A 21,799-nucleotide genomic window follows, 5' to 3' on the forward strand; every position below is an offset into this window, starting at 1 on the left:
CCGGTTCTTCCCACTCCACCGGCCACTGCGGACTCCCTGAGGGGCCCGTGCAACGATTGATGCTGTGAGCACCCACGACGACGCCACCGCACCCGCGCGCTGGAGCGCACCAGAGGGCTTCGAGCAGCTTGGGCTGGTGCGCCGCAGGGGAGTGCGGGGCTGGTTCCGCCGGCATCCGAAGTGGATGAACGGCGTCGTCGTCGCCATCTACGGGATGGTTGCCCTGTGGGGGTTCCCCTTGGCGATGGCGGATATGGGTCAAGACGCCTTCTGGCTCATCCCCGGCTACCTCATCATCATGGGGTTGCTGTGCTTCCGGCACGCCGCCCCGGTGAGCGTGCTGCTGCCGATCGCTCTGGCGGAGGCGGTACTGCTCATCCTCTACCCGTGGCAGCCCGCCCAGATGCTGGGAGTCTGCTTCATCGCCTACTGTGTGGGGCTGCACCGGGGGCTGGTCTGGGGCCTGGGCACCTCTGTGCCGGCCTGTCTGGTGGGGTATAGCACTTACTTCTGGATTGAGCAGTGGCAGCACCGCTATGGGGACAGCCGCTGGGTGCAGGCGGGTCTGCCCGCGGCGGATCTGCCGGTGGTGGCGGTCACCCTGGTGGTGATTATGGTTTTCGCCACCGCGGCCTGTGCCGCCATCGGTGCGGCGGTGCGCCGGGGCCGGGAGCACGAACGCGAGATCCTCGACTGGGCGCGGCGTTCCCACGAACTGGCCCAGGTGGGCGAACGCAACCGCATCGCACGGGAGATGCACGACGTCGTCGCCCACTCGCTATCGGTGATGATCTCCTTAGCTGACGGTGCCCGGGTGGTGGTCCGGCGGGACCCCGAACGGGCCGGAGAGGTGCTGGATGAGTTGTCCTCCACCGGGCGAACCGCGTTGGCGGATATGCGCCGAGTCATCGGGGTGCTGAAGAAGGGCGAAGACGTCGTCGAGGCCCGCAAACCCGTCCAAGAGAGTCTGGAGGAACTCTTCGAGGGGTTTCGTCAGGCCGGATTACCGCTGAAGATCACCACCTCCGGGCCGGCGTTGCCCGAAGATGCCGCCTTCGGGTTGACCGTGCACCGGATTATCCAGGAGTCGTTGACCAATGTGCTGCGCTACGGCCAATCAGTCACCGATGTGGAAGTCAGCATCGAACACCACCCGGCTACCTCCCAGCAGGAGTGGGAGCGACTCCAACAGCAGGGGTACAGCGAGAAGGAGGCCGAGGCGCTCGGGTTGGCGGGACCGGCGCGGGTCATCATCAGTGTCGCCGACGACGGCGTCGTGATCCCTGGGGAGACTCAGCGGAAGTCGGTAGGCTCAGGGTTGGGGATCAAAGGTATGCAAGAACGGGCGAGCTTCTACAACGGATCGGTGTGGGCCGGTCCCGGTAAGTACCGCGGATGGACGGTCCGGGCGGTGCTGGAACCACCAGAGGAGAAAACCAGTACCGCCCGGGCGGCAGGAACGGACCCGGAGGGTTCCGGGCAGGCCGGGCAGCAGAGAGGACAGGAATGACTCACGACGACGCCATCAAGGTGATGTTGGTCGACGACCAACACCTGCTGCGCATGGGATTTAAGCTGATCCTGGAGGGAGAAGACGATGTAGAGGTGGTCGCTGAAGCCGCCGATGGTGCCGAGGCACTGCGACTGATGGATACGCTGGGGGATAAGCGCCCCGACGTCGTGCTCATGGACGTGCGGATGCCCACCATGGACGGCATCGAAGCCACCCGCCGGATCGTTGATCAGCACAGTGAGACCCGGGTCATCATCTTGACCACCTTTGATCTTGACGAGTATGCCTTCTCCGGCTTGCAGGCCGGGGCCAGCGCGTTTCTGCTCAAGGATGTGGAACCGGCCGAGCTGGTCAACGCGGTGCGGGTGGTGGCCTCCGGGGACGCAGTGGTGGCCCCACGGATTACCCAACGGCTGCTCGATATCTACTTGCGCAAAGGCACCGGGGAGGTTCCCTCCCAACTGGCGCAGGCGGTCGCTCAGGACACCGCCTCAACCCCACAGAGCCCGGAGACGGTGACCCCCACCGGGGAGCAGATCGCCCAGGCCTTGGATGACGGGGTGCCCCGGGAGCCGCTCACCGCACGGGAGACCGAGGTCCTCTTCGCTGTGGCGGAGGGGCTCTCCAATGCGGAGATTGCCGGGAAGTTCTTCCTCTCCGAGGCGACGGTGAAAACGCATGTCCGCCGTATCCTGACCAAACTGCAGCTGCGCGACCGAGTCCAGGCGGTGGTCTACGTCTACCAGACAGGACTAGTGGGCTCCGGGTGAGTAGCCTGATGTCATGAGCGAACCACACCGTCGTGACGTACCAGCCCAGACACCGCCGAGCACCGAGACCCTGAGCACCGATGTCCTGATCGGGCAGCTCGGTGACTATATTGCCGCTTCGCCGTCGTCGTATCATGCGGCGCGGGTTGCCGCCGATCGGCTCAGCGCCGCTGGGTTTACCGAACTGGCCGAGGACGCCGACTGGCCTACCGAGCCCGGGCGGTACACCGTGGTCCGGGACGGTGCCGTACTGGCCTGGATCCTGCCGCAGGGTGCCACCTCAACCACCCCGGTGCGCCTGCTGGGGGCCCACACCGACTCACCGGGGTTCAAGCTCAAACCTAAACCGACTCTGCTCAAGCACGGATGGGTGCAGGTCGGCACCGAGATCTACGGCGGACCGCTGCTGAACTCCTGGCTGGATCGGGAGCTTCGCCTGGCCGGCCGGATCGTCACCCGCGACGGCGCCACGCACCTGGCGGCCACTGCGCCGGTGGCCCGCATCCCACAGTTGGCGATCCACCTGGACCGTCAGGTCAATGACGGGCTGAAGCTGGGCCGCCAACAGCACACCGCTCCGGTGCTCAGTGTGGACAGCGGCGACGGTGATGTCCTCGCCGTGGTCGCAGAATCCGCCGGTATCAGCCCGGCCGACATTGACGGATACGATCTGGTGGTCGCTGACGCCCAGGCCCCGGCACGGTTTGGTCCCGACAACGAGTTCTTCGCCGCGGGCCGGCTGGATAACCTCTCTTCGGTCTTCGCCGGTATCGCCGCATTGGAGCAGGTGGCCGCAGAGGCTGACTCTGGTGCGGTGATCCCCATGCTGGGCGCTTTCGATCACGAAGAGCTCGGCTCGGCCTCCCGCTCTGGTGCGGCCGGACCCTTCTTGGCAGAAGTCCTCGAGCGGATCTATGAGGGGCTCGGGGCTACTGCCGGGGCGAAGGCACGGGCCCTGGCGGCTTCCTGGCACCTCTCCTCCGATGCCGGACATGCGGTTCACCCCAACTACCCGGAGCGTCACGATCCGGCGAACCGTCCGTTGCCCAACCGCGGACCGTTGTTGAAGATCAACGCCAATCAGCGGTACACCACTGACGCCGCAGGGGCCGCCCTCTGGCAGCGGGTGTGCCGGGCAGCGGGGGTGCCCACCCAGGAGTTCGTCTCGCATAACGACATTCCCTGTGGTTCGACGATCGGCCCGTTGACGGCCACGCGGCTGGGGATCCGGACGGTGGATGTGGGGATCCCTTTGCTGAGTATGCATTCGGCCCGGGAGATGTGTGGAGTCGACGACGTCGGCTACCTCACCGCCACTGTCGCTGAGTTCTTCACCACTGGGTCCGCCTAAGCGGAACAGCGGCTCCGCCGCGGTGGAGCCACCCTCTCTGTGTGGCCGACCGTTTGCCGGGTTCCTACCCGACCATTTGTCGGACGCCAACTCTACCGTTTGTCGAGTGGTGGGGGTGAGGAATGGGGTGGTGGTGTGCTCGTGCAGTTCCGGTCCCCGTCCGGTTAGGGTCCCAGCAGACTCAAGGGCACTACGGCCACCCCGTCATCTCGGCGGTATGCGGTCGGCCCCGTGGTGACTATCACCCGGTCCAGCAGACGATCTCCCAGTTGGTGGTCCAACCAGTTGAGGTGCTTGACGTCTTCATTCTGAACTTCGTGGGACAGTTTCACTTCGATGGCGAGGACTGAGTGATCCGGTCGCTCAATGATGAGGTCGATTTCGCGTTCCCCGCCGCGGGTGCGCATGTGGTGCACGCTGGCTTCAGCGGCTTCGGCATAGACCCGCACTGACTGGGTGACCAGTGATTCGAAGAGAGCTCCCAGCCACGTCTCGACGTGGGTGGCGGGACCTTCGCCACGCAGTAGTCCCTTGTCATCAATACCGGCGAGCTGTGCCGCTAGGGACGGGTCCACGAGGTGGTGCTTGGGTGCTTCGGTCAGCCGCTTCAAGGGGGAGAATGTGGGCAGCCAAGCATTGAGCGGTTCTAGGACGAAGATGCGGGCTAAGTGGTCCCGGTAGCTCAGGGTGGTCTCTTTGGCTGGTTTGTCATCCTCCCCAGCGGTCGCTGCATGCATCAACTTGGTGTAGCTGAGGTTCGTCGAGACGGCGGCGGCGTAGGCCTCCAGCCACCGCTGCAGGGTGTGTGGCTTGCGTACGTGAACGCCGTTCTCCGGCAGTTCCCGGGAGACGATACGGCGCACGTAGCCGTCCAGCTGGAGCCTGCGCGCCCGCGGGGGAAGGTCTCGGATTCCGGGGAATCCGGAGCGTAGGATTTCGTCCACATAGGTGGGAAGGTCGACGTGTGTTGTTCCCGAAATGGCCGGTTGGGTTCCGTTGAGGAGCTCCTTCAAGGAGACCACCGGTTCTTCGATGCCCCGTTCAGCTATGGAGAGCGGACGCATGGTGAGGCTGATGATCCGACCGGCACCGGAGTGGATGCGGGCGTGGGACGGCACATCGGCAGATCCGGTGAGAAGGAAGGTGCCGCCGGCGGTGGGGTTTTTGTCCACGGCCCGGCGTACCTGGTCCCAGACCGTGGGAACCAGCTGCCACTCATCGATCAATACAGGGGAATCAGCTTCGGTGATCTGGGCTGGATAGTTCTTCACGGCGAATTGAGTCCGCTCGTCGTCTAGGGAGAAGACGGAGGCGGCGCGTTGAAGCCCGGTGAGAGTTTTCCCGACTCCCTTAGCGCCCTCCAGGGCTACTGCGGGGAGGTATGGAAATACCTCATCGAGGACGTCGTCGACCACTCTCCGTCGGTACTCCATTCCCCTATTCTACTGTCTGCCGGACTCCAACTCTACCGTTTGTCGGATTTCTATCCTTCCATCTGTCAGGCTATGGAGCCTTCCTACGACACCTCAGCCTCAGTGAGACGTCTCTGTCGGGTGGTTCGAATGCTACGGATAGTGCTCAACACGAGGGTCACCAAGAGACCCGCCCACAGGATTTGGGAGATACCGGAGGAAAAGAAGTAGGACAGTTCGTAGTTACCCAACTGCAGGGCTCGGAGCATGCTTTCCTCGGCGATGGGTCCAAGTACTAGTCCAAGCACCAGCGGAACGATCGGGTATCCGAGCCGCTGCATGACGAAGCTTAGAACGCCGAAAATCAACATGAGTCCGACGTCGAACATAGAGTTGCGGAAGCTGTACGTGCCAACGATGCAGCAGACCAGGACTGCCGGCACGAGAAAGGGTGGGCGAACCCGGGTTACCAACGCCATCGGAGCAGCCAGGACGGCGCCGATGGGAAGGATCAGCAGACTGCAGAGAATGAGCGCGAGAACCAAGGCGTAGACCAGGGGCGCCTCGTTGTCGATGAGTCGTGGCCCGGGCTGGATGCCATGGAGATACAGCGCGGCGAGAACAATTGCCATGGTGGCACTGCCCGGGATGCCCAGGGCCAGGGTGGGAATTAAAGACCCGTTACCCACCGCGTTGTCACAGGATTCGGAAGCGACAATCCCTTCAGGGTTTCCCTTGCCAAAGGTCTTGGGTTGCTTGGAGAACTGTTTGGCCACTCCATAGCTAACGAAGTTCGCCGTCGAGGTCCCCATGCCCGGCACGATGCCGATGAGCAGGCCAAGACCCGAGGAGCGCAGCAAAGTGATCGGGTAGCGGAACGTGGCAGCGATGCCCGCACCGACTTCCCGCAGGGCCGCCGACAGCCCGGAGAGCAGAGTGCGCTCGGCGTTCCCCACGGCTCCGGAGGCCCGGGTCCCACCGAGGCGATCCTGGCTGGCGATCATGAGCATTTGAGCGACACCGAAGATCCCGATGACAGCCGGAACGAAAGGCACCTCTCCATAGAGTTCGGGAAAGCCCATGGTGAACCGAGGCTCGCCGGTGTAGGGGTTCGCAGCCATACTGGCGATCAGCAGCCCCAGACCTGCTGAGATGAGTCCTTTGCGGATGTCATCCCCAACGGTTACTGCAATCACGGTCAGTCCGAAAAGCGCGACGATGAAGATCTCGGCGGCACCGAAGCGCAAGGCTAGGTTTCCCAGCGGGCCGATGACCATCAGAACTACTAGCCCGGCGAGCACTCCGCCGATAACCGAGGCCATGCGGGCGATACCGATGGCTCGTTCGGCCTGTCCCTGCATGGCCAGTGGATACCCGTCGAGGGCAGTGGCCCCGGAACCCGGCTCGCCAGGGGCGTTGACGAGGATCGCCGGAATCGCAGAAGCGAAGAGCGCGCCGGCATAGAGCCCGCAGATCAGAAGCAGCGAACTCTCTACAGCCAATCCCACGGCGAAGGGCAGGAGCAGTGCGGCCGCGTTAGGGGCCCCGACCCCGGGAATCGCGCCGACGAGGAACCCGATGAGCAGTCCGAGGACAAGCCAACTCAGCGCTTCGGGCTGAAGAAGGAGTTCCGCTCCTGCAAGAATGCTCTCCATAGCTCACCCCACCACCAATCCGCCGGGCAGCCGCACATTGAGCACTAGATCGAAGAGAAGGTAAACCCCGGCGATCAAACCTACGTTGAAAGCGATCACCGTCAGCGGTCGCCGGACACCTAGTACAGGAAGCAGCACGAGTCCGTAGAGTGCCAAGGACTCGTAGAAACCGATGGTGCCGATGCCCCAGAGGAACACGGCAGTACACAAAGCAGCTAGTGCGGTGCGGTGCCACGGGCGCCAGAGTGTGGAGAAGGTGGTTGTATCGGGGGTTTTCCACCACCGCACCATCTCGGTGATCGCTTGGCTCAGAAGAAGAACCAGCAGTACGGCGATGATGCCCTGCGGATAGGCCCGCGAATCGAGTCCGAGGTCGGCGACGCTGAAATGAAACGCCACAGCGTAGACCCCAACAGAGGCAGGAACCGATATCAACAGCGCCAGTCGCAGCCAGGAACGCTGGGAGACCACCGGCGGGTGTGTCATCTGTGCCGGCTCGCTCATGGGGCCTCGACCCCGAAGAGCTCTGGATTCTCGTCGATCATCTCGGTGATGATGTCGATCTCGTCCAGGATGTAGGCGTCGAACTCCTCTGAGGTTTCATAGGCCAGCTTGTCGAGTTCTCCGTTCTCTTCGAGCATGGCCCGGTAATCCTCGTTCTCTACGGCGCGTTCGACGGCGCCAGTTAGGGTCTCGAAGCGCTCAGGATGTTCTTGGCGGCACTCGTTCGCTACCAGGAAGCCGTATCGTTCGGCGCTTTCGTCGAGATTCAGACCGAGGGCGTCGTTGACGGTGGGGGCATCATGAGTGAGGTCTCCCCACTGGTTCTCCTCTTGGAAAACACCGAGGGGGTGGGCGTCCTCGGCGATGGTCTGACCGGAGAAGACCCCGGCCATCGTGGCTTCGACTTCTCCGGCGACGAGGGCATTCCGGGCGGGTCCGCCGCCGTCGTAGGAGACAATATTGAACTCTGCGCCGGTCTCCTCCTGGAGCCTCAGCAGCGCGATGTAGTTGGCGTTGGTTAGGTTGGATACGCTCACCCGTAGCTCACCGGGACGCTGTTGAGCCTCCTCGATGAACTCCTCGATCGTCTGCCAGGGCGCACCGTCGGCCACCCACAAGGCGGAGGGTTCGATGGTGAATCCGGCCAGTGGCTCGAAGTCGTCGTAGGTGTATTCCACGGTGCGAGTCAGGTAGGAGAAGATCACGTCCGGGATAGCGTGGATCATGAACGGTTCACAGTCACCGCCGTTTTGCGCGACATACGTGGTTCCGACGGTGAACTGTCCGCCTTCGCGATACTCCACTTCCAGTGGTTGCCCCAACTCCTCTTCGACGTAGGGCTGCACTTCGCGGAAGACCGTGTCCAGTGCGCCTCCGGCAGCAGTGGGAATGACGAACTGTACCGGGTCCTCCGGCCAATCGGCGTCATCGGCCCCTCCAGTCCCACAGGCGGCCACCGCGCCCATTGCGGCGATCGAGAGTATGCCTAGAGAAGTCGTGCGTACGTTCATCGTTGTCCCCTTCGACAGATAGTGATTCCGCTCACATGCTACTTATAAGTGTGTAGATTGAAAAGTAGCAACTCAGTGCGTCTCTCAAGGTGCAGAACTTGGGTGAGGGAAGACAGTTAGCGAGATTCACACCCGTTGCTACTTATGAGTGTGTAGATCTTCGAGTAGCAGACTCTCATTGTTGAATGCGTGGCAAAGGGAGACCTGCAAAGACGAGTGGGGGCAAACCTCCGCCGATATCGTCTGGAGCGTGGGCTCTCTCAGGAAGCCTTCGCAGAGGTCCTCGACGTACACCGCACCTATATGGGAGGGGTCGAGCGCGGTGAACGTAACCTCACCTTGCAATCCGTGGAATCGATTGCTGAGCGTCTCGGACTTGACCCCCTCGAGTTGCTCACCCCTGGGTCTCCCCACGAGTACACCCGATAGTGTTCGAACAGCCCTTCTGCTGACACGCTTGAGGGGCCCACTACCACTGGTTGGCGGTCTTGGGGCTGAAGCCGTAAGATAGGCGAGTTGTGCGCACTTGAGCGCACGTACGCAGTAGAACCTCCTGTTACGGAAAGCCCGTGACCGCAAGACCAGAGGAGGTGGGTTCATTCATGCGTCACTACGAACTGATGGTGATCGTCGACCCCGAGGTGGACGAGCGCACCGTTGAGCCGACTCTCGGCAAGTACATGGAGCTGGTGAAGAAAGAAGGCGGCTCCGTGGACAACATCGACGTCTGGGGACGTCGTCAGCTCGCCTACGAGATCGACAAGAAGTCTGAAGGCATCTACGCCGTCGTCGACTTCCACTCCACACCGGACTCCGCCAAGGAGCTGGACCGACTGCTGCGCCTGAACGAGACAATCATGCGCACCAAGATCACCCGTCCCGAAGAAATGCGGGTGGCCTGATAGGCCCACCACATCTAGGTACACGAACAGAAAGAAACTAGGTACACCACTATGGCCAACGAAACCATCATCACCGTCGTCGGGAACCTCACCGCGGACCCGGAGCTGCGCTTCACACCCTCCGGTGCAGCAGTGAGCAACTTCGTCATCGCATCCACCCCACGGTACTTCGACCGTCAGGCCAATGAATTCAAGGACGGCGAAACGCTGTTCGTGCGCTGCTCGCTGTGGCGGGAAGCCGCGGAGAACGCCGCCGAATCCCTGACCAAGGGCACTCGGGTCATCGCCCAGGGGCGGTTGAAGGCACGCAGCTTCCAGGACAAAGAAGGCAACAACCGGACCTCCTGGGAACTCGATGTCGACGAGATCGGCCCCTCCCTGCGTTTCGCCACGGCCCAGGTCAACCGCCAGGGTCGCAGTGGCGGCGGAGGCGGCGGCTTCGGTGGCGGCCCCCAGCAAGGCGGAGGCTTCGGCGGAGGGGGAGACTCCTTCGGCGGCGGAGCGCAGCAGGGCGGCGGCTGGGGTAGTAACCCCGGTGGCGGCCAGGGACAGCAGCCCGACCCCTGGGGCGGTCAGCCCTCCTCCGGCGGCGGCTGGGACACCCCGAACAACGACGAGCCTCCGTTCTAAGAGACTCACCGACCATTGATCCCCATCCCGCGCACCCGCGTGCGCGGGCTCCAGATGAAAGAGGAGCACCACGATGGCAAAGCCTGACATCACCAAGAAGCCCAAGCCCAAAGCGAACCCGCTGAAGGCTGCGGACATCACCCACATCGACTACAAGGACACGGCGCTGCTGCGGAAGTTCATCTCCGACCGCGGCAAGATCCGCGCCCGCCGGGTCACCGGAGTCTCCGTGCAGGAGCAGCGCAAGATCGCCCAGGCCATCAAGAACGCCCGCGAGATGGCCCTGCTGCCCTACTCCGGCGCCGGTCGCGGCTGATCCACACTGAGGAAGGAAAGGAACCACTGATATGGCAAAGCTCATCCTGACTCAGGAAGTGACCGGTCTCGGTGCCCCCGGCGACGTCGTCGAGGTCAAAGACGGCTACGCGCGCAACTACCTGCTGCCGCGTGGCTACGCGATGACCTGGACCAAGGGCGGAGAAAAAGACGTCGAGCGCATCCGCGCGGCCCGCAAAGCCCGCGAGATCGCCACGATCGAAGAAGCCCAGCAGATCGCCGAGAAGCTACAGTCCAAGCCCGTGACCGTCAGCGTGAAGACCGGCGAGTCCGGCCGCCTCTTCGGCACCGTCGGCCCGGCCCAGATCGCCGAGGCCGTCGAGGCCGAAGGCCTGGGCTCCATCGACAAGCGCACTGTCGAGATCCCCGAGCGGATCAAGGCCGTGGGTAGCTACACCGCCACGGTGAAGCTGCACAGCGACGTCACCGCAAGCCTGGACCTCAACGTGGTGCCGGCCGGCAGCTAAGCCCCAGCCCACACTGAGCGCTCAAGGGCCCTGAGGAGTACACACTCCTCGGGGCCCTTTCGCGTCTTCCGAGGACCCCAAACCCTCCCGCATCCCTGCCACGATGTGACGGGAGTCACTTCTAGGGATGAAAAGAGCCTCAGAAAGCATCATCGCCGGTCAGTGAACCGATCCACCGCCTTCAACGCTGCCTTCAGGCGTGACACGTAACACCCGTGAAACAGTCGCCCGGTACATTTTGTTGAACAAGATTTTGTTGAACAACTGGCGAGCTCCCCGCGAGCACGTCACGCACCGTGTACACCGCACCGTATGAGGGGATGTGCTGTTGAGCTCATCGAACCAGGCACCCACCGGTGATCTGCTCGTGGTCGAGAACCTCGAAGTCGCCATCCCGGAGGAGAAACGCGACGTCACCATCGTCAACGGCATCTCCTTCACTGTGCCCGCCGGCCGGACCCTGGGCGTGGTCGGCGAATCCGGCTCCGGCAAAAGCCTGACCTCCCTGACCGTCATGGGCCAGTTGCCCAAGAACCTCAAGCTCGCCTCCGGAAGTATCCGCCTCAACGGTGAGGAACTGACCACGCTGTCCACAGACCGCCGACGTCGGCTGCGCGGCAAAGAGATGGCCATGATCTTCCAGGAGCCCATGACCTCCCTGAATCCCTCCTACCGGGTCGGTGCGCAAATCGTGGAGATGGTGCGCAACCACCAAGATGTCTCCCGCGCCGAGGCCCGGAAGCGCGCCATTGAGATGCTCAAGCTAGTGGGCATCCCCCGGGCTGAGGAGGTCGTTGACGACTATCCCCACCAGCTCTCCGGTGGAATGCGCCAGCGCGTCATGATCGCCCTGGCACTGGCCAATGAGCCCACTCTGCTCATCGCCGATGAACCCACCACCGCCCTGGACGTCACCATTCAGGCGCAGATCCTCGAACTGATGAAGCGGCTACAAGCCGAACTGGGGATGTCGATCATCCTCATCACCCATGACCTCGGCGTGGTGGCAGAGACCTGTGACGACGTCGTCGTCATGTACGCCGGGGAAATCGTCGAGCGCGCCCGCGTCGAAGAGCTCTTCGCCGAACCCAAACACCCCTACACCCGGGGGCTGTTGGAATCCATCCCGGACATCGACACCGAAGTCGACGTGCTGCCCTCCATTCCGGGCACGGTCCCCACCCCGCAGTCCATGGGCACCGGATGCCGGTTCGCCTCCCGCTGCCCCCAAGCCTTCGACTACTGCCGGGAGAACACACCCCCGGAGATCCGCGTCAATGACACATCCGCCGCCAAATGCTGGCTCTACGACCCCGAGGTCGTCGCCCAGCACCACCCCGAGCACACCGCGGCGTGAGGAGCCCACGATGACGACCACCACCACTGCTGAGCCGCTGCTGCAAGTGCGCAACCTCCAGAAGCACTTCCCCATCAAGAAGAGCACGCTCTTCGGTGGCCAGAAGCAGTCCGTCAAAGCCGTGGACGGTGTCTCTTTTGACGTCTATCCGGGCGAATCTCTCGGCATCGTCGGGGAATCCGGCTGCGGGAAATCCACCACCGGGCGGATGCTGCTGCGTCTGCTGGAACCCACCGGTGGGGAAGTCATCTACCAGGGCCGGGATATCGCCCAGATCAGCGCCGGGGAGATGCGGATGCTGCGCAAAGATATCCAGATCGTCTTCCAGGACCCCTTCGCCTCCCTGAACCCCCGCATGCGGGTACGGCAGATCGTCGAAGAGCCCCTGATGAACTTCCGGATCTGCGCCAGCCGCAAAGAGGCCCGTCAGCGGGCCCGGGAGATTCTGGAGCAAGTCGGACTCGGGGAGAACCACATGGAGCGTTTCCCCCACGAGTTCAGCGGTGGGCAGCGCCAGCGGATCGGCATCGCCCGGGCCCTGGCCTCCGAGCCAAAGCTCATCATCGCTGACGAGCCGGTCTCCGCACTGGACGTCTCCATCCAAGCCCAGGTGCTCAACCTCATGAAGAGCCTGCAGAAGGAGTACGGATTCTCCTTCGTCTTCATCTCCCACGACCTCAGCGTGGTCAAGCACTTCTGCGACCGCATTGGAGTGATGTACCTGGGCAAGCTCGTCGAGGTCGCTGAGAAGAAGGACCTCTACGCCAAGCCGATGCACCCCTACGCCCAAGCATTGCTTTCAGCGATCCCCCGTACCGTCCCCGGCAGCACCAAACAACGGATCGTGCTGCAGGGAGATGTGCCCTCCCCGGCCAACCCCCCGGCGGGCTGCCCCTTCAACCCCCGGTGCCCGGCGGCCTTTAGCGACTGCACTGAGATCGTGCCCGAACTCATCAGCCGGGAAGGACGCCAGGTGGCCTGCCACCTCTATCCGGCCGACGACCCACAGGCGGGGCAACAGCAACCCACCGCCGTGTGAAAACCCCACCACTCGATCACCTTGAGAACACACCAGAGGAGAAACCCCATGTCGGAGAAACACACCCCGCTCTGGCGCCTGCTGGCGCTGGGCATGGCCGGGACCCTGGCCCTGTCCGCTTGCGGAAACGGCGACGACGGCGGCAACGGATCCGCTGACGGCGGAGAAGACATCGACGAGGCCGAGGCCGAAGTCGACGGTCGTGACAACGACCTGGTCATCGGCGTGCCGCTCGATGTCCAGGACTGGGACCCCATCGCCACCTTCGCTCTGGCATGGAGCACTCAGGCGACCTCAGTCTTCGAAGGCCTCGTCCACCGGGACCTCGACCTGGAGCTGCAGCCCGGCCTGGCCGAGGACTGGGAGTACCACGACGACACCACCCTGGAGTTCCAGCTGCGCGAAGGCGTCGAGTTCCACAACGGTGAGCCGTTCAACGCCGACGCTGTGGCCTACACCTTCGACCGCCTCCTCGGCGAAGAAGGTGCCCAGGGACCCCAGCAGGAGAACTACACCGCCATTGAGGAAGTCGAAGTCGTCGATGACTACACCGTCATCTTCCACCTCAACACCCCCGACCCGGTGCTGCTGACCAACCTCTCCGGATACGGCGGGGTGATCGTGCCCCCGGAGTACATGGAAGAACACGGCCCCGAGCACTTCAGTGAGAACCCGGTGGGCACCGGCCCCTTCGAAGTCACCGAGTACAGCCGGGATAACCAGACAGTCCTGGAACGCAACGAGAACTACTGGGACGAGGACCGCATTCCCGAGCTGGACACGGTCACCTTCCGGATCATCCCCGAGGCCTCCACCCGCCTGGCCGAACTGCAGACCGGTGGCATCGATGTGATGAAGGAAGTCGAGATCAGCCAGATCGGCACCGTGGAAGACCACGACCTGCTCGAGCTCGACGAAGTCGAAACCCCCACGGTGCGGGCCCTGCGCTTCGATGTGGACCGTGAACCCGTCGACGACCCGCGGGTGCGCGAAGCAATCAACTACGCCATCGACCGCAACGCCCTCATCGACGACCTCCGCGATGGCTACGGTGTGCCGGTGGCCAGCTTCCAGTCCGAGCTGTCCTTCGGGTTCAACCCGGATCTGGAACCCTACCCCTACGACCCGGACCGGGCCCGTGAACTCATCGAAGAAGCCGGCGTCGAAGGCGAAGAACTCGACCTCTACGTCCCCGGTGACGACGGCAACGCCCAGGAAGCCGTACAGGCCATCGCCTACTTCTTAGAAGACGTGGGTCTGAGTGTGAACATCGAATCCGCCGAGCAGAACACCCTGAACACCGAGCTGGTGCCCGCCGGCGACGCCGGTCACATCCACTGGTTCGGATGGGGCGGCTGGACCCTGGACTTCCACAACACCGCGTGGCTGCTTTACTCCGAAGGCGAGTTCTACAACCCGAGCTTCGCTGACGACCAGGTCCAGGAACTGCTCGACGCCCAGCGGGAGTCCGTCTCCGAAGAGGAGCGCGAGGAAATCTTCCACGAGCTCACCGAGGTGCTGCAGGAACTGAACCCGGATGCGCCGCTTTATGCCGACGTCTACCTGTACGCCATCAACGAGCGGGTGCAGAACTGGCAGTCCCCGCACGATGACCGCCTGCAGCTCGAAGACGTCACCGTCGACTAAAGCCCGCACATCAGGCACTTTCCAGGCGGGGCACCGGCACACCGGCCTGCCCCGCCTGGAAAGTCCACTCACTGCACCTGACCCGCCAGCCGTTCCCAAGAGGGGGTAGACCCTGTGGCGAAGTTCATCCTTCGGCGCCTCTTCCACGCCGTGATCGTGGTCTTCGTCATCTCCCTGCTGATCTTCTTCTCCATCCGGCTCACCGGTGACCCCGTCGCCGTGATGTTCGCCGCCGGAGAGCCCAGTCAGCAGGCGATTGACAACCTCACCGCAGAACTCGGACTCGACCAGCCCATCTGGGTCCAGTACGGGATCTTTCTGCGCGACCTCATCACCTTCGACCTGGGCACCTCCTTCCGCACCGGACAATCAGTGAGCTCCATGGTCGCCGCCACCATCGGCCCCACCACACTGCTGGCCGCCGCCGGCATGGCGGTAGCGATCCTCATCGCCTTCCCCGTGGGCATCGTCTCCGCGGTCAAACGCGGCACCGTGCTGGACTTCGGCGGCCGGATGTTCTCCCTGATCGGGATCTCCTTCCCCAACTTCTGGCTGGGCATCATGCTCATCCTCATCTTCGCGGTCATGCTCGGCTGGTTCCCCGCCTCCGGTTACGGCACCCCGCAGCATTTCGTCTTACCGGCGATCACCCTGGGGCTGATCCTCTCCGGGATCCTTTCCCGTCTGGTGCGCTCCTCCATGCTCGAGGTGCTCAACCAGCAGTACATCGCCACCGCGCACTCCAAAGGCCTGCGCAGCTGGGTGGTCATCTTCCGGCACGGGCTGCGCAACGCACTCATCCCCACGGTGACCTTCATGGGTGTGCAGTTCGGCGGACTGCTGGCCGGAACCGTCATCATCGAGCAAGTCTTCTCCTGGCCGGGACTGGGACGGATGATTATTGACGCGATCAACGCCCGCGACTACCCAGTGGTCCAGGGCGGGGTCATCGTCCTGGCTCTCATCACCGTGGCGGTCAACCTGCTGGTCGACCTCAGCTACAGCATCCTCAACCCCCGCATCAAAGCCGGAGGGAGCGACTCATGAGTCTTCAGCAGACCGTCCCCGGAACCGAGGACCTCAAAGATAGCACCGGCACCGAGGTGCCGGCCCGCCAACGACTCCGTGCCGGAGGATTCTGGCGGTTCATCCGCAAGAACCCCTCGGGAGTGCTCGGCATGATCCTGGTGGGCACGGTGGTCATCTGCGCGGTCTTCGCCCCGTGGATCGCTCCCTACAACCCCACCGAAGCCAGCCTCGGCGAACGCCTCGCCGACCCGATCTTCGCCGATGAGACCGGCGAATCCCGCTACCTGCTCGGCGGTGACCCGCTGGGCCGGGATTTGCTCAGCCGGATCATCTACGGAGCCCGGATCTCCCTGCAGGTCGGGATCTTCGGAGTGCTCATCGCCGCAGTGCTGGGCACCATCCTCGGGCTCATCGCCGGCTACGTCGGCAAGTGGTTCGATGACTTCATCATGCGGGCCGCCGATGTGCAGTTGGCCTTTCCCTTCATCCTCTTCGCCATCATCATCATGAGCGTGCTCGGCGGGGGGATCTGGGTGATCGTCGTCCTGCTGGGCATCACCTATTGGGTCGGCTTCGCCCGCATCGTCCGCGGACAAGTTGTGGCGCTGAAACAACTCGAATACGTCGAAGCGGCCAAAGCCTCCGGCTCCACCGGGCTGCGCATCGTGCTGCGGCACATCTTCCCCAACGTGTTCTCTTCCGTGCTGGTGCTGGCCACTCTCTTCACCGCCGAGTTCATCCTGCTGGAGGCATCCCTGACCTTCCTCGGGCTGGGGGTGGACCCCACGATCCCCTCCTGGGGCGGGATGCTCTCCGATAGTCGCAACTACATCGACTCCGCCTGGTGGACCGCCGTTTTCCCAGGTGTGGCGATCATGCTGACCGTACTGGGGTTCAACCTCCTCGGTGACTGGCTACGCGACCGCCTGGACCCCAACATCAAAGCCTGAGAGAACCACCTGAACGAAAGAAGTCCCGTGCCCACTGTGCTGCTGACCGGCTTCGAGCCGTTCCTCGACTACCCCACCAACCCCACCGCGGTGATCGCTGAAGAACTCGACGGTACGCGCATCGGCGACTACGACGTCGTCGCGCGCGTGCTGCCGGTGGACTACAGCACCAGCGGCCAGCGGCTGGAAGAACACCTGGAGAACATCCAACCGGAGGCCCTCGTGTCGGTTGGATTAGCAGCCGGACGGCAGCACATCACCCCCGAACGCATCGCAGTCAACTGCAATGACGGTCCGGCGGACAACACCGGTCGGGTCCCCGCCGGGGAGAAGATCGACCCCACCGGTCCCGACGGGATCTTCTCCCGCCTGCCGATCGGTGGGATGGTCGCCCGACTGCGGCAAGCCCAGCTGCCCGCGGAGATCTCCAACACCGCGGGGCTCTACCTGTGCAACCACGTGATGTACCGGGGGCTGCGCAGCTTCCAGCAGACCGGTAACACCGGGCCCTGTGGGTTCATCCACGTGCCGGCCTCCCACGACCTCGCCGTACGGCACGGCAACCTTCCCAGCTGGAGCCAGGCGGATCTCACCACTGCGATTCGGGTGTGCTTAGAAACCCTCAGCGACCCGGAGTCCGCCGCCCACCCCGCCTCAGGTTCGGGGGCCGCCTGGTGAGTGCCCAGATCCCTGCCGCTGCCGGCGTCGTCGGCGAAAACCACACAGCAGGTGACCCCTTCGGTCAGCAGCGCAACCGGCTGCTGAGCCGGCTGATCCCCCCGGTGGAGCACTCCTACCTCCAGCACGACGAACTCGACGCCGGCAGCACGCTCTTTGACGGCTCCTTCGACTGGCACTCGGCTGTTCACGCCGCCCTGTGCTTGCACATCCTGACCCGACAGACCGGTCAGACGCGGTTCGTTGAGGTCTTTGAGACCAAGAACCGTCCCGGTGCGGTGGCCGCCGAGGCTGAGTACATGCGCACCGTGGAACCCCGGGAGAACCCCTACGGTTTCGCCTGGCTGCTCGCCCTGGCCGCCGAACGGCAGACCACAGCAGGACGTGACGACCTGGCCCCGCTGGCGGCCTTCGCCGAGACCCGGCTGCGGGCACTGATCGACTCACTGGACCGGGATGAGGCACGACGCCGGGTGCTCATCGATAGCCACGGAAACCTCACCTGGGCGCTCATTCGCCTGCACCACTGGGCTGGGCACACCGGTGACACTGAGCTGGCCGGCTGGCTGCGGCAGAGGGCCGCTGAGATCCTCTTCGACCCGGAGACCGACGCGGTGCTCTCGGTGCAGAGCGAGTTGGACTCCCCGCCGCGGGAGTTCTTCTCCCCGGCGTTGATGCGCCTGGCCGCCATCGCCGAGATCTTCGCACCAGAAGCCCGTGCCGCAGGGCACGGGCATACAGCGGGGGAGATTGCCGACTACCTCACGCAGCGTCTGCCCGCGGCACTGCAGGTGGAGCCGGTCCGTGACCCGCAGACGGTCCACGCCTACGGGCTGACCTTCAGCCGCGCCTACGCCCTGTGGCACCTGGGAGCCAGCACCGGCCGCACTGAGCTGCAGCAGAACTATGTCCGGCTCATTCAGGACCAGGTGCTGGCCCACCCCGACTTCGACCAGCACTCCTCCGGCGGTTACGACGTCTCCCACTGGGTACCACAGTTCGGAATCATCGCCATCGATCAGAGTCGGCCTGAGAAGGGCCAGCCGGAGAAGAGCCAACCGGAGGACAGCCAGTCCCAGCGGAGTCAGCCCACCCCGCGCCGAGGCGGCCAGACTGCAGCGGAGGTGGGGTGAGAACCCGAGAACACCCGGTGGCCACCACACTGCTGGAGACCGCAGCTGGGCTGCGTGCGGCGGGAACCCGCGGCATCCTGTTGGAGTTCGGCAGCCTCGAGGAGGTCATGGCCGCCCACCAGCAACTCAGCCGTCATCCGCTGACCGGCCAGCAGGACGCTGTTGCTGCGGCCCGCACCGTGCTGCTGCGGTTCGTCTCGCCTGAGGCCCGGGCACAGGCCGCCACACAATTGGCCACCACGGCCACGGCCCCCTATGCGCCGACAGAAGCCGATGAGGTGACGATCGAGGTCGTCTACAACGGTGAAGACTTAGTTCCCTTAGCTGGTGAACTGTCCATGAGCCCCCAAGCGCTCATTGACTGGCACAGTCGGCAGAGCTGGCGGGGCGCCTTCGGTGGCTTCGCCCCGGGATTCACCTACACCGTGGCTGAGGAAGCACCCCGAAGCATGCCACGGCGCCAGAGCCCCCGTACCGCGGTACCGCCGGGGTCAGTGGCCCTCGGTGGGGAGTTCTCCGCCGTCTACCCCCGATCCTCCCCGGGCGGCTGGCAGCTCATCGGCCACACTGCGGCGAGCATGTGGGACATCACGCGGACCAAGCCGGCGCTCGTGGCCCCCGGGGACCGGGTCCACTACCGGCCGGTGCGCGAACACCTCACCACACAGCGCCCACCTACCCCGGCACCAGGGACGGGCGGACCAGCCGGTGAACCGACAGCAGCACCGGTGCTGCGGGTGCTCGCTTGTGGACTGCAGGCTCTCATCGAGGACTGCGGACGGCCGGGGTACACCGGATGGGGGGTACCCGTCTCCGGGGTGGCCGATGCACCCGCCGCTGGACAAGCCAACCGGCTGGTGGGCAACGCCCCGGAGGCGGCCGTGCTGGAAATCATCGGGGGAATCACCCTGCAGGCCGAGGCCACCGCGGTGCTCGCGGTGACAGGTGCCCAGACACAGCTGGAGATCACCGACGGCGACGGCGCCACGCGCCATCCGCAGCGATGCACACCGTTCGCTGTGCTCGCCGGGGAGACGCTGACCCTGGCTCCGCCTCGCCGTGGCCTGCGTTCGGTGCTGGCACTGCGCGGCGGGTTCGCCGCCGAAGAGGTCCTCGGCAGCCGCAGCACCGACACGCTCTCCGGACTGGGTCCAGCCCCCCTGCGGCCCGGGGACCAGTTGAGTGCCGCCGATGACGCGGTAGCTCCGGTCACGGACCCAGAACCCAGCACCCTGCCGGAGCCCGCTGAGGAGGGCATCACAGTGCTGCGGTTTACCTACGGCCCGCGGGATGACTGGTTCCCTGCTGCGGAGCAGCAGCGCTTGGCCCAGCAGCGGTGGACCGTCAGTGCCGCCGCCGACCGGGTGGGATTGCGCCTGAGCCCCGACCCCGGCGATCCGGGAGGCCGGGGTCTGCACCGCACCGGCCGGGGCGAACTACCCAGTGAGGGCGTGATGCCCGGCTCCTTGCAGGTGCCGCCATCGGGTGAGCCGGTGGTGTTCCTCCGCGATCACCCGGTGACCGGTGGCTACCCGGTGATCGGCGTCGTCGTCGATGAGGACCTCCCCGCCGCCGCCCAGCTGGCCCCGGGGGACACCATCTGGCTACGCCCCGCGGAGCAGAGTCCGACCACGAAAGCTGATGTATGAAACGTCTCCTGATCGCCAACCGCGGCGAAATCGCGGTCCGCATTATCCGCAGTGCCCACGTGGCCGGTTACCAGACCGTGGCTGTGTACGCCGACCAGGACATCGCTGCTTTGCACACCGAACTCGCCGACACCGCGGTCGCGCTGGAGGGCAGCACACCGGCGGAGACCTACCTCAACGCGGAGAAACTCATCGCCGCAGCCCGCACCGCCGGCGCCGATGCCGTCCACCCCGGGTACGGGTTCCTCTCCGAGAACGCCGACTTCGCCCGGGCGGTGATGCAGGCCGGCATGACCTGGATCGGTCCCCCTCCGGAGGTCATCACCCAGCTGGGAAATAAGGTCACCGCCCGGCAGATCGCCGTAGAGGCCGGCGCTCCCCTGGTGCCGGGCAGTAACGGGCCGGTCGCCGATGCGCAGGCGGTGCGCGCCTTCGCCGCCGAACACGGCCTGCCCGTGGCGATCAAAGCCGCCCACGGCGGAGGTGGCCGCGGGATGCGGGTCGCCCGCCGCAGCGAAGACATCGAGGAGGCCTTCACCTCCGCGGTCCGGGAGGCAGAGGCGGCCTTCGGCCGAGGGGAGTGCTTCGTGGAGCGGTTCCTGGACCGTCCCCGGCACGTCGAAGCCCAGGTGCTCGCCGATACCCACGGCAACGTCGTCGTCGTCGGCACCCGGGACTGTTCTCTGCAACGGCGCAACCAGAAACTCATCGAAGAGGCCCCGGCCCCTTTCCTCACCGCCGAGCAGCAGGAGCGGATCTACACCTCCGCGCGGGCGATCTTCACCGCCACCGGCTACACCGGCGCCGGCACCGTGGAGTACCTGCTCTCCGGGGACGGGCTGCTCAGCTTCCTGGAGGTCAACACCCGGCTGCAGGTCGAACACCCCGTTACCGAGGAGACCACTGGGGTGGACCTGGTGGCCGAGCAACTGCGCATCGCCGAAGGCCTCCCGCTGAGCCTCACCACCGATCCTCTGGCCCGCGGGCACGCCTTCGAGTTCCGGCTCAACGCCGAGGACCCGGCCCTGGGGTTTCTGCCCACACCCGGCCGGATCGAACAGTTCCGGATGCCCACCGGTCCCGGCGTGCGCATCGACACCGGGGTGCACGCCGGGGATGAGGTCGCCGCAGCCTTCGATTCGATGTTCGCCAAGCTCATCGTCACCGGGGACACCCGGGATCAGGCCTTGCAGCGGGCCCGCAGTGCCCTGGCCGAACTACGGATCGAGGGCATCCCCACGGTGCTGAGCTTCCACCGGCAAGCGGTCGAGTCGGCCGCGTTCATCGCCGCCGCAGGAGCCGAGAGCTTCACCGTCCACACCCGGTGGATCGAGACTGACTTCGCCGCCGAATTGGCCGCCTCCGAGCATCTAGCCAGCGCGGTGCGGCACCGGGACACCGCAATCCGCCGCACCGTGGTGGAGATCGACGGCCGAGTCGTCCAGCTGGGGTTGCCCAGTGCGTTGACCTCCCTGTTCGGGACCGCCAGTAGCCAGGCACCTGTAGAACCCGCGCCCGACGCCGGGACAGTCACCGCCCCTTTCTCCGGCACCCTCATCAGCTGGCAGACTGAGGACGACACCGTCGTGGAGACCGGCACCCCGGTGGCGGTGCTGGAGACGATGAAGATGGAATCCACGGTCACCGCACCACGGGCCGGGACCTTCCACCGGGCAGAGGTGGAGATCGGAGCTGCCGTGGAGCGCGGAGCCACCCTGGGGCATATCGCATGATGACCTCCGCATTCCCGGAGGCGCCCGGGAGGGC

Annotated in this window: 21 protein-coding genes; 17 read left to right on the top strand and 4 right to left on the bottom strand. The window is 64.8% G+C overall.

All coding sequences use genetic code 11. The features are described 5' to 3' along the window. The first annotated feature begins 64 nt into the window (after window positions 1-64). The 3 genes from H578_RS13585 to H578_RS0105630 are packed head-to-tail and all read left to right on the top strand — an operon-like array spanning window position 65 to window position 3,634. Window positions 65-1,510, top strand: a complete 1,446-nt coding sequence (locus H578_RS13585) for a sensor histidine kinase (RefSeq protein ID WP_022872715.1) — start codon at window positions 65-67, stop codon at window positions 1,508-1,510. After that, window positions 1,507-2,283, top strand: coding sequence for a response regulator (locus H578_RS0105625; protein WP_022872716.1), 777 nt, complete (start codon window positions 1,507-1,509; stop codon window positions 2,281-2,283). Before H578_RS13585 ends, H578_RS0105625 begins: the two co-directional genes overlap by 4 nt. A gap of 13 nt (window positions 2,284-2,296) precedes the next feature. Beyond that, window positions 2,297-3,634 (top strand): M18 family aminopeptidase, encoded by a 1,338-nt coding sequence (locus tag H578_RS0105630; RefSeq protein WP_022872717.1) that lies wholly within the window; start codon window positions 2,297-2,299, stop codon window positions 3,632-3,634. A gap of 164 nt (window positions 3,635-3,798) precedes the next feature. On the opposite strand, the gene H578_RS0105635 is transcribed toward H578_RS0105630, so the two are convergent. The 4 genes from H578_RS0105635 to H578_RS0105650 form a co-directional block, all read right to left on the bottom strand. Beyond that, window positions 3,799-5,067, bottom strand: coding sequence for an ATP-binding protein (locus tag H578_RS0105635; RefSeq protein ID WP_028463982.1), 1,269 nt, complete (start codon window positions 5,065-5,067; stop codon window positions 3,799-3,801). Between the two features lie 83 nt (window positions 5,068-5,150). Next, window positions 5,151-6,701: a tripartite tricarboxylate transporter permease gene (locus tag H578_RS0105640; protein ID WP_022872719.1), complete on the bottom strand. Its 1,551-nt coding sequence runs from the start codon at window positions 6,699-6,701 to the stop codon at window positions 5,151-5,153. 3 nt (window positions 6,702-6,704) lie between these two features. Beyond that, entirely contained in the window at window positions 6,705-7,205 is a 501-nt protein-coding gene (locus tag H578_RS0105645) for a tripartite tricarboxylate transporter TctB family protein (protein WP_084709961.1), read from the bottom strand. Then, window positions 7,202-8,215: a Bug family tripartite tricarboxylate transporter substrate binding protein gene (locus tag H578_RS0105650; RefSeq protein WP_084709963.1), complete on the bottom strand. Its 1,014-nt coding sequence runs from the start codon at window positions 8,213-8,215 to the stop codon at window positions 7,202-7,204. The genes H578_RS0105645 and H578_RS0105650 overlap by 4 nt, the downstream gene beginning before the upstream one ends. A 216-nt stretch (window positions 8,216-8,431) precedes the next feature. Here H578_RS0105650 and H578_RS15900 point away from each other — a divergent pair, with 216 nt between their 5' ends. The 14 genes from H578_RS15900 (at window position 8,432) to H578_RS0105720 (ending at window position 21,765) form a co-directional block, all read left to right on the top strand. Continuing rightward, window positions 8,432-8,644, top strand: coding sequence for a helix-turn-helix domain-containing protein (locus H578_RS15900; RefSeq protein WP_245554917.1), 213 nt, complete (start codon window positions 8,432-8,434; stop codon window positions 8,642-8,644). 173 nt (window positions 8,645-8,817) lie between these two features. Beyond that, the gene (gene rpsF, locus H578_RS0105660) at window positions 8,818-9,117 is read left to right on the top strand and encodes a 30S ribosomal protein S6 (RefSeq protein ID WP_022872723.1); all 300 of its coding nucleotides are present in this window, start codon (window positions 8,818-8,820) and stop codon (window positions 9,115-9,117) included. 51 nt (window positions 9,118-9,168) lie between these two features. Continuing rightward, a complete protein-coding gene (locus H578_RS0105665; RefSeq protein WP_022872724.1) occupies window positions 9,169-9,747 on the top strand; it encodes a single-stranded DNA-binding protein in 579 nt (192 codons plus the stop codon). Window positions 9,748-9,820: 73 nt separating this feature from the next. Then, window positions 9,821-10,063, top strand: coding sequence for a 30S ribosomal protein S18 (rpsR, locus tag H578_RS0105670; RefSeq protein WP_022872725.1), 243 nt, complete (start codon window positions 9,821-9,823; stop codon window positions 10,061-10,063). 31 nt (window positions 10,064-10,094) lie between these two features. Beyond that, on the top strand, window positions 10,095-10,550 hold the full coding sequence (gene rplI, locus H578_RS0105675) for a 50S ribosomal protein L9 (RefSeq protein WP_022872726.1): 456 nt from the start codon (window positions 10,095-10,097) through the stop codon (window positions 10,548-10,550). A gap of 328 nt (window positions 10,551-10,878) precedes the next feature. Beyond that, entirely contained in the window at window positions 10,879-11,907 is a 1,029-nt protein-coding gene (locus tag H578_RS13590) for an ABC transporter ATP-binding protein (protein WP_245554919.1), read from the top strand. A 10-nt stretch (window positions 11,908-11,917) separates the two neighbouring features. Continuing rightward, the gene (locus H578_RS13595) at window positions 11,918-12,946 is read left to right on the top strand and encodes an ABC transporter ATP-binding protein (RefSeq protein WP_022872728.1); all 1,029 of its coding nucleotides are present in this window, start codon (window positions 11,918-11,920) and stop codon (window positions 12,944-12,946) included. A gap of 48 nt (window positions 12,947-12,994) precedes the next feature. Next, window positions 12,995-14,593 carry an ABC transporter substrate-binding protein gene (locus H578_RS0105690; protein ID WP_022872729.1) on the top strand — a complete coding sequence of 533 codons (1,599 nt, stop codon included), beginning with the start codon at window positions 12,995-12,997 and terminating at the stop codon, window positions 14,591-14,593. A gap of 114 nt (window positions 14,594-14,707) precedes the next feature. Further along, window positions 14,708-15,640, top strand: coding sequence for an ABC transporter permease (locus H578_RS0105695; RefSeq protein WP_022872730.1), 933 nt, complete (start codon window positions 14,708-14,710; stop codon window positions 15,638-15,640). Next, window positions 15,637-16,572: an ABC transporter permease gene (locus H578_RS13600; protein WP_022872731.1), complete on the top strand. Its 936-nt coding sequence runs from the start codon at window positions 15,637-15,639 to the stop codon at window positions 16,570-16,572. The genes H578_RS0105695 and H578_RS13600 overlap by 4 nt, the downstream gene beginning before the upstream one ends. A 27-nt stretch (window positions 16,573-16,599) precedes the next feature. Next, window positions 16,600-17,250: a pyroglutamyl-peptidase I gene (locus tag H578_RS13605; protein WP_022872732.1), complete on the top strand. Its 651-nt coding sequence runs from the start codon at window positions 16,600-16,602 to the stop codon at window positions 17,248-17,250. Next, window positions 17,247-18,383 (top strand): DUF2891 family protein, encoded by a 1,137-nt coding sequence (locus H578_RS0105710; protein ID WP_022872733.1) that lies wholly within the window; start codon window positions 17,247-17,249, stop codon window positions 18,381-18,383. Before H578_RS13605 ends, H578_RS0105710 begins: the two co-directional genes overlap by 4 nt. Further along, on the top strand, window positions 18,380-20,032 hold the full coding sequence (locus H578_RS13610; protein WP_022872734.1) for a 5-oxoprolinase subunit B/C family protein: 1,653 nt from the start codon (window positions 18,380-18,382) through the stop codon (window positions 20,030-20,032). Before H578_RS0105710 ends, H578_RS13610 begins: the two co-directional genes overlap by 4 nt. Further along, entirely contained in the window at window positions 20,029-21,765 is a 1,737-nt protein-coding gene (locus H578_RS0105720) for an acetyl/propionyl/methylcrotonyl-CoA carboxylase subunit alpha (protein ID WP_022872735.1), read from the top strand. The genes H578_RS13610 and H578_RS0105720 overlap by 4 nt, the downstream gene beginning before the upstream one ends. Window positions 21,766-21,799 lie beyond the last annotated feature (34 nt).

It is taken from the genome of Nesterenkonia alba DSM 19423, from assembly GCF_000421745.1.
GTDB classification, from domain to species: Bacteria; Actinomycetota; Actinomycetes; order Actinomycetales; family Micrococcaceae; genus Nesterenkonia; species Nesterenkonia alba.

What these genes read in the sequence shown, in the direction of transcription:
- rpsR (WP_022872725.1), top strand. Translation starts at nt 9,821, where the DNA reads ATGGCAAAGCCTGACATCACCAAGAAGCCCAAGCCCAAAGCGAACCCG.
- H578_RS0105690 (WP_022872729.1), top strand. Translation starts at nt 12,995, where the DNA reads ATGTCGGAGAAACACACCCCGCTCTGGCGCCTGCTGGCGCTGGGCATG.
- H578_RS0105650 (WP_084709963.1), bottom strand. Translation starts at nt 8,215, where the DNA reads ATGAACGTACGCACGACTTCTCTAGGCATACTCTCGATCGCCGCAATG.
- H578_RS0105720 (WP_022872735.1), top strand. Translation starts at nt 20,029, where the DNA reads ATGAAACGTCTCCTGATCGCCAACCGCGGCGAAATCGCGGTCCGCATT.
- rpsF (WP_022872723.1), top strand. Translation starts at nt 8,818, where the DNA reads ATGCGTCACTACGAACTGATGGTGATCGTCGACCCCGAGGTGGACGAG.
- rplI (WP_022872726.1), top strand. Translation starts at nt 10,095, where the DNA reads ATGGCAAAGCTCATCCTGACTCAGGAAGTGACCGGTCTCGGTGCCCCC.
- H578_RS0105665 (WP_022872724.1), top strand. Translation starts at nt 9,169, where the DNA reads ATGGCCAACGAAACCATCATCACCGTCGTCGGGAACCTCACCGCGGAC.
- H578_RS13595 (WP_022872728.1), top strand. Translation starts at nt 11,918, where the DNA reads ATGACGACCACCACCACTGCTGAGCCGCTGCTGCAAGTGCGCAACCTC.
- H578_RS0105635 (WP_028463982.1), bottom strand. Translation starts at nt 5,067, where the DNA reads ATGGAGTACCGACGGAGAGTGGTCGACGACGTCCTCGATGAGGTATTT.
- H578_RS13600 (WP_022872731.1), top strand. Translation starts at nt 15,637, where the DNA reads ATGAGTCTTCAGCAGACCGTCCCCGGAACCGAGGACCTCAAAGATAGC.
- H578_RS0105625 (WP_022872716.1), top strand. Translation starts at nt 1,507, where the DNA reads ATGACTCACGACGACGCCATCAAGGTGATGTTGGTCGACGACCAACAC.
- H578_RS0105630 (WP_022872717.1), top strand. Translation starts at nt 2,297, where the DNA reads ATGAGCGAACCACACCGTCGTGACGTACCAGCCCAGACACCGCCGAGC.
- H578_RS0105645 (WP_084709961.1), bottom strand. Translation starts at nt 7,205, where the DNA reads ATGAGCGAGCCGGCACAGATGACACACCCGCCGGTGGTCTCCCAGCGT.
- H578_RS0105640 (WP_022872719.1), bottom strand. Translation starts at nt 6,701, where the DNA reads ATGGAGAGCATTCTTGCAGGAGCGGAACTCCTTCTTCAGCCCGAAGCG.